This is a genomic window from Streptococcus sp. ELY_125 (assembly GCF_058314535.1).
The window spans coordinates 23,347-37,931 of sequence record NZ_JBZFUM010000013.1; the positions used below are offsets into that span (position 1 = coordinate 23,347).

Below are 14,585 nucleotides of genomic sequence, written 5' to 3' on the forward strand. Positions count from 1 at the left end.
CTATTTTTTTGCTAGGCTTTCTCTGACACCTCTTGAGGCCGCCCCTCCCATGGGAAGCGTACCAGCATATTCAAGGTAATGACTGCCACAACGGCTAAAAGCAGGAGGACAATCAATTTGCCGTCAGCTGTGATATGGTCAACATAGGCCGCCAAGGTCTTCTCCATCAGCGATAGGAAGTTCCAGCGTTTGAGCTGACGCATCCAGCCAGTCAAACCAACGCTGGCACCAAGAGCATTGGAGAAGTATACAAAGCTGACTAAGTTGTAGAGCACTAAGCCCATTCCCAGTGAGCGCAGGTGCTTGAGGACAAAATACTGACCGTGCAGCAGCACCAAGCTAAAGAGCACAAAGATTAGAATCCAAGAAGGCACCAAATCCCGGTCTAGAGCCATAGATCTAGCTGAGGCAATCCCCAGAGCCATCCCTTCAATTAGAGCTAAGGCGCTCAAGGTACCGACATTGAGCGGATCTGTATCCGCAAATAGCCCTTTAGCAAACTGATTCTTCACACGTCCAATAAGATCCTGCGTGGCAAAGAGATAAGCACTAAATAAACTAATAACAGCCAGCAGTAAGATCCAAGTAAAAGGCTTCGCAGTCGTCACACGCGATTTGTAGGAGCTTGAGCGCGAGACAACCGGGCTGGATAGGAATTCCAAGAGGGCTTCATTAGGAACCCCGTTATCGTAAGCATTATCTAAGACATCCTTAAAAGATTTGACAAAATCATTAGTCTCGGATAACTCTTGATTAAACTTCGTCATCAGCACCTTGGCATCCGCAGACAGCTTCTTGCCGTCATCTTGGGCTTTTTGCGCTGCCTTATTGAAGGAATCAAAGGTCTTGGAGACAGAGGAAGCTGCCTTAGCATTGGATTGGGCAGAGGATTTGAGGGCTTGGGATTGTGAGATCAGTTTAGCCAGCTTTTTCGATAGATCGGACGACTTATCTGAACGCTCCTTGGCTGCCTTCTCATCAACCTTACCAGCACCGCCTTTTTGAAGCTCCTCTAGGAGGCCTGCGGTTTCACTAATATCTGTCTTTACCTGATTATTGGTGGAGATGATTGTTCCTAACTTGTCCTTTAGAGTCTGGCGACTTTCTTTCAGGGTCTTCAATGCTTGATCAACTTCTACATCAGACGAGTACGTATTGAGGGCATTTGAAATCGCAGGTGTTAGCAAATTGACTAAGAGGTCTTCAGCACTCTGATTTAGAAAATCGTCAGCCCCTGACTGGTCAGCACCATTTGGATAGTAGGCCTTGAGCAGACTACCTGTATGATTATAGGCTGCTACTACGGCCTGAGCGGCTTGGGCGTAAGTTTCAACCTTTTGAGCATAGTCCTTAGCATCAATAGTCTTGCCTTCTGTTTGACTCACAGAAACACCGCCTAATTTGATACTCACTACCCCGCTGCCTTGGGCTTCGCTATCAGCCTTGATATTGTAGTGGAAGGTGTTATTCTGGCTGAGATCAACCGTGATTGGGGTGTCTGGACTAACAGGATCAGTCGGAGCACCGTCCTTGGTTACATACCAAGACTCAATAGTCACCTTATCCTTATCCCAGCTCAAGCTAGCCTGGGTCTCGGTCTTGACCTCTGTTGAGGCCTTAACATCTTCGGTATCGTAGTCACGGACTGCCTGAGCAGCACTCGCTAGATTAGATTTGAGGCCAGCCCCATCTCCTGCATTGTAACCATAGTTAGATGCTGATGCGGCATCAGTATATTGGGTAATTTGACTGCTGTAATCAGTATCTGTGACTCCTTTCAGATCACCAGCCACATCGGCCACCTGATCGGCTGGCAGATCGCTCACCGACTGAGAAACCAAGTCCTTGAGACTAGTTAAACGGGCTTGGTAGGTCTCTAAACTCTGATTTAAGCTAGAATCTTTTGCTAAAAGATCCTTAACTGTCACCTGATCAAGAGCTTTCCCATAGTATTTTTCTAGTTCTTCCCTGACCACATCTTCAACGGGTTTGGTCTGACCGCTATTATCATTTTTTTCCTTGACCGATTTTAATTGCGTTTCTAGTTTATCCAGTTGAGTGGAAGCTTGTTCTAAAGATTCTTGATAAGTCTGTGTTTCTTTATCAGCACTGTCACCAGCTTCCCCTTGGCTATCATCGATAGTTCGACGACCATCTCCTTCTGGCTGATTCTTCTCATCATCGTTATTGTTAGCCTGATCAGAGTTATCTTGTGCTTCTGGTGCAGCGCCATCGGCTCCTTCAGGCGGTACTGTCCCAAGGAGACTGGAGACACTAGCCTGATCCCCTTCTAATTTTTCCAAGGCCTTAGTCATGGCAGACAGCTGGTCGGATAATGCTTTGGAATCCATCTGCATTGTACCTTGAGTGTAGTCCTTAGCTGATATCTCTCCTTGGCTGTAGTCAGCGATCAAGCTTGCCAAAGTCGGCATCATATCTGAGGTATCAACCCCATCTTGTTCCGCCTTTTGAGCCGCTTCTGACAAAGCTTTTGAAAGACTCAGAGAAGACTGCAGGCTGCTGTTAGAGAGACCCGTCAGACTCGGAAAGACGTTTTCAAAATTAATAACCGGCTGATAGAGGGTTGCTTGGTAGGTACCGACTGTCTTGTGCTGCAGTTCAGAAACCGCCTGGGCGTTTTGCTGGGCCGTGTAAAGATTGCCCAGAACAGAAGCCATATACATGTTGACCAGTCTGCTGTTGAGGTCAGAAACAATTTTATCACCAGCTTGCTTAGCCTTGGCTTCTACCTGCTGGCTTCCCTTGGCATTGATTTTATAGGTTACGGTTGCTTTATCAACTAAAACATTGTTAATATCCAGAACCTTGGACGAGAAATTACTAGGGATATAAACCGCTAATTGGTAGCGGCCGGATTTCAAGCCTGATTCTGCTGTTGAGCGTGTCGTTACTGTCCAATTTTGGCTGTCATCTCGCTCCAGCGTTTTGATATAATCATCACCCAGGTGATAGGTTTCCTTTTTATCCGTTACATCTCTGTCTTCATTAATAACGGCGATATTTAGGCGATTAGCTTCAGCTACCGCCTTTTCTCTATGAACCCGCTGCAGCCAGATATTCAATCCTAAAATTCCAAAAAATAAGGCAACAATAAGGACTATATTTCCAACAAGCTTCAGAGCTTTTGGCACTCTTTTTTTCACGACAGTCATTCCTTCTAATTTTTTATTTATTATGTGAGCCAGCAGTTAAGATTACTGAAAACTGCTGGCTTACATAATAAAAGCAGGGAGGGACTGGCCCTTCCTGCTCCCTTTAAACCCTCTATTAGCGTCCAATTTGCGAAGCCATGTTACTGTCAGTCTCTTCAAGAGTGCTAGCAACACCATTCAGCTGCGTATTGATAGATTCAAGCAATTCCGCAAACTGGCTAACTTTAGGGGACAATTCGTTGAATTGCGTTTCAAAGGCATCAAAAGCAGTACCATCCCAGTTTTCTGAGATAACAGCTTGTTCATTGGTCAGAGATGTCAAAACATCTTGGACACTTTGTGAACCTTGCGTATACTTCTGAGCTGATGTGCGCAACTCATCCGGCGTCAATTTAATTTGTCCAGCCATAAATAAACCCTTCCTTTCTAATTATACTTGTGTATAGTATCCTAATTTTTAAAAAATTTTTCAACAATATTTCAGTTACATAATTGTTACATTTTTATTTCAATTGTTTGGCAAAAACTTACCTGCTTCTAAAAGCCTCTATAGTCACACAATTTAAATCCCCTTCAAAATTTTTATACTGATTGTAAGAATCATGGAGAAAAACCAGACCGTCCTAGTGGCTAGTGCGTGTATCACACTACTTTTCAAAACAAGAAACAAAGCTAACCATCCTATCTGGTTAGCCTTGTTAGAACCCTTAGGCATAATGTAATATCAGAATTTTGTTACTTTATTGCAACATTGCTTTAGATTTGCGCTTCCTGTTTAGCAAGAAAGGCTAAACCAGCAATAACAGCAAATCCAAGAACAAAGAAGACACTGATAGCCTTAGTATTATCACCGGTTTGCGGTAACTCATTTGGCTGCCCGTCAGCATTAGAAGGGGTGTCTTTATCACTGCTTTCCGCCGTTGAAGGTGAACTGCTCATATTGGGGGTTTGCGGTGATGTTGGCTGCCCTGCTTCGACTGGTGTCACTGAGCTTTGAGAAGGCTTATTTGAATCTTCTGGGTCAGCAGCACCAGCATTAACTGCCGGATCTCGTCCTTGCACAGGATCAGATAGGGGACTGTTGTCACCTGCGGGGGCTTGGACAGGGGCATCCGAATTTGCTGGAGCAGTAGGCTGGGCTGGAGTCACTACATCCGATGCTGGTGGATTTGCAACTTCTGTCTGACTATCAGGGGTGACTGCATTGATATTTGGTGCAGGGACTGATTCACCTTGTGAAGGATCTTCTGCTTGACTACCAGCTTGAGGTTGATCTGTTCCTGGTACCTCAAAAGAGTCTGAGCCTTCTTGGTCAGGCAGAACCTGTGCTTGACCGTTGCCGTTAGCTTGGTCGGTCGGTTCTGCAGATTGTTCTGGGGTTACTGAGTCTCTTGTCGGATCAAGTGCTTGATCGGCTCCAGCAGGGGTATTGGTCTGACCAGACGGCTGGGACTGCTCATTTGGTGTCGGAGTCTCTGCTTGCGGCGTTTTTTCAGACTCTGGAGTTACCTCAGGATCTACTGGCGCTGTTCCTTCTGAATTTTCCGGTTGTCCTGATGGTTCAGATGGCTGCTCAGGGACTCCTGATTCAGGTTGCATTTCTGGGGCAGGATCGCTTGGAGCTGGTACCTCTGGCGTTGGTGTTGTTCCTGTTTCTGATGAATCCGGTGTTGCTTTTTCATCATTTTCCGGTTGCGATGGTTGGCTTGGAGCCGCTTCATCAGCTTGTCCACCAGCGTTTAGTTGATCAGCCCCCGGCGCAGATGGAACCTCACCTTGGTTCCCATTTGAGGGAGCTGATGGGTCAATCGACTGCTCGGGATTAGCAGGGGTGTCTGCTTGATCGTTTGGTTCAGATGGCTGCGCGGGTGTTTCTGGCTCCGGCTGTTCCTCCGTATCTGGGGTTGAGCTACTTGGGTCATCCAGCTGCTCAGGATAGAGTTGAGCATTCGGCTGGGCGGGCTCACTTGGAGCTGCTTGCTCAGCTTGCGGAGTTCCTTCTATTTCTGGCACTGCAGGGGTAGACTCATCGATCTGGGGGGTTGGAATGGCAGGTGCAGGAGCTGTGCCGCTCTCTTCGCTGCTATTTTCAGAACCTGATGGCTGATCCAGTATCGGAGCGTCTGGCTGTGCCAGTATTTCCTTTTCTGGAGCTTGTTCCGAAGGGACAGCGAGATCTGGTTGCGGTGTTACCTCAGGATTTACTGGCACTGTTCCTTCTGAATTTTCCGGTTGTTCTGATGGTTCAGATGGCTGCTCAGGAACTCCTGATTCAGGTTGCACTTCTGGGGCAGGATCGACTGGAGCTGGTACCTCTGGCGTTGGTGTTGCTCCTGTTTCTGATGAATCCGGTGTTGTTCCTTCATCATTTTCTGGTTGCGATGGTTGGCTTGGAGCCGCTTCATCAGCTTGTCCACCAGCGTCTGGTTGTTCAGACCCCGGTGCAGATGGAACCTCACCTTGGTTCCCATTTGAAGGAGCTGATGGGTCAATCGACTGCTCGGGATTAGCAGGGGGGTCTGCTTGATCGTTTGGTTCAGATGGCTGCGCCGGTGTTTCTGGCTCCGGCTGTTCCTCTGGAGTTGGATTACTTGGCATTGGTACTACTGAGTGATCTGGCTGCGGCAATTCAGTATTAGCTACTGTATTGTTTGCAAAGCGGACATCCTCTCCGCTGCCTGCCTCAGTCAGTTGGAAGTTAGCTTTAAAGGCTTCTGAGAATGAATTTAAGATTTTGTTATCTGCAACAGAAACATTCTTAATGCTACCGTTTTGAGCTTCAAGATCAATAGCACCGCGTGAAATGCCATACAAATCACTTGTCGTACCTGTATTTAAAAGGTAGTTATCATGGATATTGATCCCTGTATCATTGCTGTCAAAATTATGGCCAGGAAAAACGGTGTTTAGGCGTACACCTGCTCCTGCAAAGTTATCTTTAATAATATTGTTGGCAACTTCATGGCCCTTACCGCCGAAGATTCCAACACCTCCGGCACGCCATCCCAATTCAATAGTATTGTTGAGAAACTTGTTGTTTTCAGTAGCAGGAGCATCCGTACCGCTGTGATTGCTGGACCAGGTAGCCAAGCTGTCATCACCATTACCACGAATACTTGAGTTAATAACAGATGAATTTCTTGTACCTTGTGCGAAATTCACACCGTCAGCGAGGTTATTGCGGATACGAGCGTTTTTAACTACTAAACCATCAGTATATTTAAAACCGCCTGATGTATCGTAGTCGCCGATCCACAAGCCACATTCAAAGTGTTCTAACCAGACATCATGGATAGAAGAATCCGAACCAAGGGAGCCGGCAATCGCTTTGTACTGGGCTTGTTCATTGTAACGCGATGTTAAATTTGAATCCATATAAAGATCGCTCAATTCAACCTTGTTCACGTTATGGTTAAAGTCGAAGCCACCACCAGAGGGTTGATCGCTGGTGAAATGGAGTTTGGTATGCCACATACCGGCACCGGAAATCTTGATGTTTGAAGCATCAACACCAATTTTTCTAGCCAGGTCAAATTGGCCTTCTGGGATATAAACATCCCTTCCAGTTGACTTCGCTTCATTAAGGGCATCGATGAGGGCTTGGCTGTCGTCAAGGCCGTCATTAGCTACGGCACCTTTGGAGGTGATATTAATGGCGTTGGAACCCTGAGCAATTGGATCGCCTACTTGTTCCAACTCGATAAAATCAATACCATAAGCAACATTATCGGCCCTATTTTTCACAAGAGATAGCGTATCCCCTGCATTAATCTGTACACCATTTAAAAGGGTGTGCACTTCATCAAAGCGGAAACGTGCTCGTGAATTGGCTGAGGGCGAATCACTAGGAATATCGCCATCCATATACTGCCAAGCTGATTTAGACGATAGATCAAGATTGGCAACACTGTTACCGTTGACTTGGACATCTAGCTGACCAGATGCTCCATCAGGAATAGTGTAGCGTACATTAATAGCATTAGCTGGATTTTGTACTTGGAACGACACTGATGAGCCCTGCTCTGGAAGTTCTACATACTTTTGATAGGAAGCTTCAACAGCAGTTGAGTCTGTGTCTGTTGAATACTCTTCCTTGGCGCCATTGGCTAGACTAGCATTTTCTGCTTCGTAAGTCGTATAGGGAACTTGTGCTCCATAGCCTGAGCTATCTGCTACATTGCTAACAGTGTTAGCCGTAGCAGATGCTTGCGGCTGTACATTTTCTGTTTGAGGGCTCGCTGGCTCACTAACAACTTGGCCAGCTGTCGCCCGAGCATCTGGCTGAGAGACAGTTACATCTGAGACTGGTGCTGAACTCTCAGCAACTTCATCAGCACTGGTTGTCGTTGCCTGCCAAGCCATACCAATTACTGCTAAGCCCATAAGGACAGCAGCTGTTCGTTTGTAGATAGGCATAAACCCTCCTTTCCTTTTGTCCAAGAAACAATTCTTCATTGGACTGTTTTCTAAAAGTTATATTATTTCTGGATTGTCTTGCGCTCAAAGATCTGAAACTTTCCCATGACTAGGAGAGGACAAGCAAGAGAGTAATGACTCGATAAGCTTATCCTCTAAAGAATTAGTTTCTTTTGCGTTTCATGAGTAGGCCGGTCACACCAAGAGTAACCACACCGACAGCTAGGATGAGAGCCAAGGTCCTATCGCCAGTTGTTGGCAGCTGTTTCGATGATGCTGCACTTTCTTGAGTTCCAGGGTCGGCAGTCTTAGCCCTACCAGTCGAAGAAGACTTCATCTCCGGATTTTTGGGGGAAACTGGTTGTCCAAGTTCTCCAAGAGCTGCAGGCCCCTTGGGAAGCATTGGTGTATTGGGGCTGTTCTTTATGTCATCGGACTGACTAGGTCTTTCTGACGGATCTACGAAAGCCCTATCACTGTTTCTATCTGACCCACTGGCTGGATCAGCAGGAGCAATCATCTTATCTGCTGCTGAGTCAGGTGCTATTACTGCCTGATTAGCTGGTTGAAGTGGAGGTCTATCTGGCTGTACTTCTGCACTATTATTAGCAGGAGTTACAAGCTGTTCAGCCTTTGCTTCTGGCTCAGACTGATTAGTTAGCTGGGCTGGATCTCCTGTAGCAGATTGCTCAGTTACATTTTGAACTGGATCTGTTGACTCCCTAACGTCCTGCGGAGCTCGTTCTGATTCTGGCTGCTCTGGTACAAGCCCAGTCTCCTCTGAATTTTCTGGCTGTTCTGATGGTTCAGATTCAGAAGGGGGCACCGGAGTTCCTGATTCAGGCTGGGCTTCAGGGGCGACAGGGGCCGACTCAGTCGGATCCACTGGCTGCTCTGAAGCTGCAGAACCATCAGGTTGCGCTAGTTCACCTAGAACTGGCTGCTCAGCTTGCGGAGTATTTTCTGATTCTGAAGCCGCAGGGACAGCCTCATCTGTTTGTGCTTCCTCTGATTCATTTGGAATCGTAGGGTTAAGCATTGAGCCATTTTCATCTCTATTTTCAGGTGCTGAAGGCTGTGTTGAAGCATCTGGCCCAACTGGAGTTCCTGATTCTGGAGTAGGGGCCGATTCAGTCGGATCTACTGGCTGCTCTGAAGCTGCAGGAAGCTCAGGCTGAGATGGTTCATTTAGCACTGGGATTTCTGGAGTGGCTGGAGTTCCTGATTCTGACAGTGCCTCACTGTTTTCTGGTCGTGATGGTTCACTTGGAACTGACTGTTCAGGTTCTGCAGCTGGCTCTACAGGGCTAACTTCAGCTTCACCAGATGGGGACTGGTCAGCCTCAATTGGAGCTGATTCATCAGTTTGCGGAGCGACTTCTGTTTCAGGCTCTGCCGGGTTCGTTTCTTCTGAAAGATCTGGCTGAGCTGGAGTTTGTTGCGCACTTGAGATGTAAATGACATTCCAAAGTGTTAATTTAGGGACATTGATGACGAGAACGGGTTCACCGTTTTCGTCAGTTTCTACAGAAGCAGAAACCTTTTGCATATTAGATTTAGACCAATCGTCTGGAGAAACAAGATAAGTTTGATTGGCCATACGTTGTGCTTCTTCCATAGATACATCACCTAGATTATATCTAACAGTCAGATTGGTTTGTTCATCTGGTGTCTTTTTAGCTGCAGTACCATCTTCATTCTTCCAGTCAGAATTAATTCCCATTAGGTTGATCATTTGCACGGTTCTAAAGTTATTACCCTTTTTACCGTAAGTCCATACTTGATGACCATTTAGGCCTTTAATGTCTGTTGAAAGAAGATTGTTATCCGAGTTATAGGTATTTACGATTGCATTATCGTTTTCAATACCATCACGCAGGATATTTTCATAAGCTGTGATGAACTGCTGATAATCATTGTTTTTGCGAGTTAATTCACTTGAGGTTTTCAAGGCTTGATTAGGGTAATAAGCATTTTGGAGAACCCCAATACCTTGACCATCATCATTTTGAGAATTAGCCAAAGCGGCCAAAGACATATGGTAGCCACCTGCAGCCGCAATAGAGGCTGTTGTCAGAAGTACGGCATCTGTCTGCAGGGGCCTGCCTGCTTCTGCATCGTTTCTAGCACCCTCTTTTTCGTCACCTGTCATGTAGGCGCCGACGATTAGAGATTTTCCTGTCTCGCTTCGAACTTGATCTATACGAGCTTTAAGGTCGCCGTATTCTGTTTGGCTACGGCCATCTAGGTAAGCTGAACCGCCACCAAAAGGCCAAATTTCATTGTAGATAACGTCTTGATTGCCATCTTTTAGACGTTGGATTTGCTCACCGTTAACATCATTAACAGTTAAGTAGTAGTTGGGTAATTTTTCCTTGATGGCACGAAGGAACTCTGCGTAACCTTCTGTCATCCAGAATTTCTTGCTGTCGTCAGCACTGTCTTTGTTAGAATAGTCGTAGATTTGGTTATCACCGATGGTATCACCTTGCCAGCCGTCGAAGCCACCATTTTTCATAGCTTCGCCCATACGCTGAGCAATCAGTTCTTGCCATCTGCTACTCTTTGGATTGTAGTAACGCTGGGAAGCTGGTGCATAAGACATCACTTCGCCTTTTCTACCAGAAAACTCCGTATCGTTAGCATTATAAGCATACTCTACTTCTGCATTATCAAGGACAGGAGCTTCATTTGCATTTTCAGCCAAAATCATATTATAGAGCATAGCGACTGCTCCACCATCATGAAGTTGGTTGACAATATCTTTTATAACTTTAGTATCAATTTTAGGGTGGGGAGCCCAGCTCGTCCACGTCTGTTCAAATACTTGATCATCACTTGGAAAGGGATCCGTAGCTGATTTATAAACATCATAGAAGAAATACGAGTTAATATTCATATTCTTCATTTTTTCCAAAGCAGCACGGTATCTCTCAGCATCCTGTGCTAGGACACCATTTTCGCTGTCTTGTGAACCACCTACAACGCCATAGCGTGGGAATTTGGTCCAGTCAGTTTCATAAGCAATAGCACGGTTGATTTCACCGAGCGTATTGTTCTGGCTATCGGCCACCTTGATTTTTACAAGGTAACCACGATCATTTTCAAATTGAGAAGCTGGAATTTTTAAATCGCCAGCCTGCATAGCATAGCTATCACCGGCAGCGAGGTTCTTGGTAAACTTGTAAGATCCAATCTTGTTTTCGAGATAGTAAACATCAGCATAGACTGTAATATCTTGAGTTGTGTCTGTTGTGTTTGTGAAATCAACAGACAGATTGACATCTTGGCCTGGTCTATAGCTGGCCTTATCACTTGATAAGTCCGTAATAGCATTGCCCGACCTAGAAGCTACAATGGAGCGGGTATTAACAACTTGAGCGCTGGAAGCACGGACGATGTTAGAACCTGACACCCTATTTTGACTATCTTGAGCTTGAACTAGATAGCTAGAAGCTGGGGCAGCTGTTTCAGCTGTCTCCGGAGGGGTCTGCTCTGCAGAATTTTGTAATTCTGTACTGGCCTCAGTAGTGATAGAAACTTGCTGAGGATTAGCTTCAAGACGCACATCAGCAGGAGGTTCTTTCACTGGCGGGGCCAGAGCTTGCGTCTGTTCTGCACCAACAGTCGAATTCGTTGATACATCTACAGAGGTGGAGGAGGTCTCTTCAGCAACTGACGGAAGATTGTTTACAGTATCTTCAGCATAAGCAGTTTGAACTGATAGGCAGAGTACCATCCCGAAGGCAAGTAGAAATAACATGCTGGGGAGAGTTAGCATTTTATTTTTCACAACCATATTCTCCTTCTAATAAAATTTAAGCAGCTTTTCATTGGGGATATTCCCTTTCAGAAAAACTCGCAGCTTATATTCTATTGAAAATTTATGAAAATACAACCCATATTCTTACAAAAAACATTTACATAAAAACCCCAAAACCGCACAATTTCTTTTGCTTATTTAAAACAAAAAAATAAGCAGAGTCCTTTTGACCTCTGCTTTTTTACATTTCCATAAAACTTAGGCATTTGCGATTATTTCTTTTTTGTTACAATTCTGAATCATTTTGTTGATTAAAATATTTCGATGATCAAATAATCGATATCATCAAATCTTTTCTTAGTGCCACATATCCTAACGATTTTTTGTATCTAAAATTATCGTAACAGGTCCGTCATTGATTAAACTAACTTTCATGTCTGCACCAAACTTACCCGTAACAACCGGAAGAGTTTGCGACAATATTTGGTTAAAATCTTGGTAAAGTTTTTGGGCAGTTTGTGGGTGTGCAGCTTCAGTAAAAGCCGGTCGATTTCCCTTTTTCGTATTTGCAAATAAGGTAAACTGCGATACTGAAAGAATCTGCCCCTTGATATCCTGAATGGATAAGTTCATTTTGCCATCAGTGTCTGAAAAAATACGCATATTCACAATTTTATGAGCAGCATAATCTAAATCTTCCTGACCATCTTCTGGCCCAATACCAACTAGCAATAGCAATCCCTGATCAATAGCAGATACAGTTTTATCGGCAATAACAACTTGTGCTTTTCTTACTCGCTGGATAACAATTTTCATAATACTTAGCTGACCTTTTTTCTGTTTCTTTTAGGGCTGTACCTTCCAAGCCTATTGAGGTAACATTAGCCATTTGTTCGTTTTACGGAATAAACATCTGGCACAATTTTAATCTTATCAACCACCGTTGTCAGGGCTGTCAGATTAGGAATTTGGAAGCTAATATGGATATTGGCAAATTTCATATCTTTAGTTGGTTGGGCATTGACTGTAGAAATACTTTTAGTTTGGTTTGAGACTATCTGAAGAACGTCATTAAGCAGACCGGAACGATTGAGGCCATAAATATCAATTTCTGCCAAATAGTCCCGACCGACCTTACTGCTTTCATCCCACTCGACCTCAATTAGGCGTTGCTCATAACCTTCTTGGCTCTTGATATTATGACAGTCCGCCCGATGAATAGCAACCCCTCGTCCCTTCGTAATATAGCCTTCTATTTCATCACCCGGAACAGGATTACAGCATTTGGCAATTCTCATCAAAAGACCTGATGACCCTTGGATAATGACCCCATTTTCGCTTTTAACCTTGAGCACGTCCTTGTTTTCATGCTTAACCTCACCGCCATTTATTAACTCATCCGCCTCGGCCTTAGCTTTGGCACGTTCTTCCTCACGGCGTTCCTTTTCGGTCAAACGATTGAAAACAGCAGCAGGGTTCATTTCTCCAAAGCCAATCGCGGCATAAAGGGCCTCTTCGCTACGAACACTTAAACGCGGTAAAATCTCTTCAATGTGCTTCTTATCTAGGTACTTATTGGCCACATACCCTTGTTCTTGAAAATAATCAACTAATAGTTCACGTCCCTTACTGATGGACATTTCCTTATCTTGATTTTTAAAAAACTGACGAATTTTATTACGGGCTTTGGTCGTTTTGACTAATTTAATCCAGTCACGGCTAGGACCGAATGAATTAGTGTTGGTGACAATTTCAACAACATCACCTGTTTTAAGCTTGGCTGTCAGCGGCACCATCCGTCCATTAACCTTAGCACCGACAGCTCTTTCTCCAACCTGAGTGTGGATAGCATAAGCAAAATCAATTGGTCCTGAATCCCTAGGTAATTCCTGTACATCACCAGATGGGGTAAAGACATAAATCCGCTCAGAGAAGATATCTTCTTTAACAGAGTCTACAAATTCTTGAGCATCACCATTGGAACCGGCTTGCAATTCAACCAAGTCTTGAATCCAGTTCATGCCAATAGCAGATTCTTTCGTATCAACCTTGCCTTTAATTCCCTTTTTATAGGCCCAGTGAGCAGCAACCCCATATTCCGCCACTTCATGCATTTCTTGGGTGCGAATTTGAATTTCAATCGGACCTTTGGGACCGTAAACGGTTGTATGGATAGATTGATAGCCATTAGATTTTGGATTGGCGATATAATCCTTGAAACGCCCAGGCATAGGGCGCCAAAGTTCATGAATATATCCCAGCATGGCATAAACATCACTCGGTGTATCCATGATACAGCGAATAGCAATTAGATCATAAATCTGGTCAAACCGTTTTTTCTTATCGCGCATTTTACGGTAAATAGAATAGATATGTTTAGGGCGACCGTAAATTTTGCCCTCTAGACCCTGCTCACTGGTGTAATCCTTAATCTTGTTGACAATCTCATCTACCAGAGTTTCACGTTCACGACGCTTTTCTTTCATCATGTGGGAAATTTTATAGAACTCTGCTTCATTAAGATACCTAAAGGCTAAATCTTCTAATTCCCATTTGATAGCGCTGATCCCTAAACGATGCGCCAGCGGAGCATAAATCTCCATGGTTTCACGGGATATACGTTTTTGTTTATCTGGCCGCAAATGTTTTAGGGTCCGCATATTGTGCAACCTATCGGCCAACTTTACCAATATAACCCGTATATCTTTGGACATTGCCATCAGCATTTTGCGGTGGTTTTCAGCTAATTGTTCTGCATGAGATTTATATTCAACCTTACCAAGTTTTGTGACCCCATCTACAATCTGACGAACATTTAGGCCAAATTCTTTTTCTAAATCATCAAGGCTGGCATCTGTATCTTCAACAACATCGTGCAGAAAACCACAAGCAACGGTTACAGAATCCAATTTTAGTCCTGCTAATATTCCTGCAACTTGAATTGGGTGAATGATATAGGGTTCTCCAGATTGTCTGCGCTGCTCCTTATGAGCCTCTGTCGCATAATTTAAGGCCTTCTGTACAAAGGCAACATCATCTGGGTTCATATAATTTTGGACTAAGTTGACAACTTCTCCACCTGATAAATTAGGTTTCTCTGCCATACACTTTCCCCTTACTAAAACTTGAACTAGTTGCCTTAATTTTAACACTTTTTATATAGGAAGAAAAGTTGCCAAATTTCAATTTTGGCCTATATAAAATTTCGAACTGCCAGTTGTTCAGAGTTCTAC

At 44.5% G+C, this 14,585-nt stretch carries 6 protein-coding genes; all 6 read right to left on the minus strand.

The window, feature by feature from the left end:
• Window positions 1–11: 11 nt before the first annotated feature.
• The 6 genes from esaA to AC4HAL_RS06540 all read right to left on the minus strand — a co-directional run bounded on the left by esaA (window position 12) and on the right by AC4HAL_RS06540 (window position 14,456).
• Entirely contained in the window at window positions 12–3,173 is a 3,162-nt protein-coding gene (gene esaA / locus AC4HAL_RS06515) for a type VII secretion protein EsaA (RefSeq protein ID WP_491093511.1), read from the minus strand.
• Between the two features lie 115 nt (window positions 3,174–3,288).
• Entirely contained in the window at window positions 3,289–3,582 is a 294-nt protein-coding gene (locus AC4HAL_RS06520) for a WXG100 family type VII secretion target (RefSeq protein WP_491093512.1), read from the minus strand.
• 347 nt (window positions 3,583–3,929) lie between these two features.
• A complete protein-coding gene (locus AC4HAL_RS06525; RefSeq protein WP_491093513.1) occupies window positions 3,930–7,589 on the minus strand; it encodes a right-handed parallel beta-helix repeat-containing protein in 3,660 nt (1,219 codons plus the stop codon).
• 163 nt (window positions 7,590–7,752) lie between these two features.
• Window positions 7,753–11,370, minus strand: coding sequence for a glycoside hydrolase family 66 protein (locus AC4HAL_RS06530; protein ID WP_491093534.1), 3,618 nt, complete (start codon window positions 11,368–11,370; stop codon window positions 7,753–7,755).
• Window positions 11,371–11,724: 354 nt separating this feature from the next.
• A complete protein-coding gene (dtd, locus tag AC4HAL_RS06535) occupies window positions 11,725–12,168 on the minus strand; it encodes a D-aminoacyl-tRNA deacylase (RefSeq protein WP_491093514.1) in 444 nt (147 codons plus the stop codon).
• A 65-nt stretch (window positions 12,169–12,233) separates the two neighbouring features.
• Window positions 12,234–14,456, minus strand: a complete 2,223-nt coding sequence (locus AC4HAL_RS06540) for a RelA/SpoT family protein (RefSeq protein WP_491093515.1) — start codon at window positions 14,454–14,456, stop codon at window positions 12,234–12,236.
• Between the last annotated feature and the right edge of the window lie 129 nt (window positions 14,457–14,585).

Coding starts and splice junctions, on each gene's coding strand:
- dtd (WP_491093514.1), bottom strand. CDS start 12,168: ATGAAAATTGTTATCCAGCGAGTAAGAAAAGCACAAGTTGTTATTGCC.
- AC4HAL_RS06540 (WP_491093515.1), bottom strand. CDS start 14,456: ATGGCAGAGAAACCTAATTTATCAGGTGGAGAAGTTGTCAACTTAGTC.
- esaA (WP_491093511.1), bottom strand. CDS start 3,173: ATGACTGTCGTGAAAAAAAGAGTGCCAAAAGCTCTGAAGCTTGTTGGA.
- AC4HAL_RS06525 (WP_491093513.1), bottom strand. CDS start 7,589: ATGCCTATCTACAAACGAACAGCTGCTGTCCTTATGGGCTTAGCAGTA.
- AC4HAL_RS06520 (WP_491093512.1), bottom strand. CDS start 3,582: ATGGCTGGACAAATTAAATTGACGCCGGATGAGTTGCGCACATCAGCT.
- AC4HAL_RS06530 (WP_491093534.1), bottom strand. CDS start 11,370: ATGCTAACTCTCCCCAGCATGTTATTTCTACTTGCCTTCGGGATGGTA.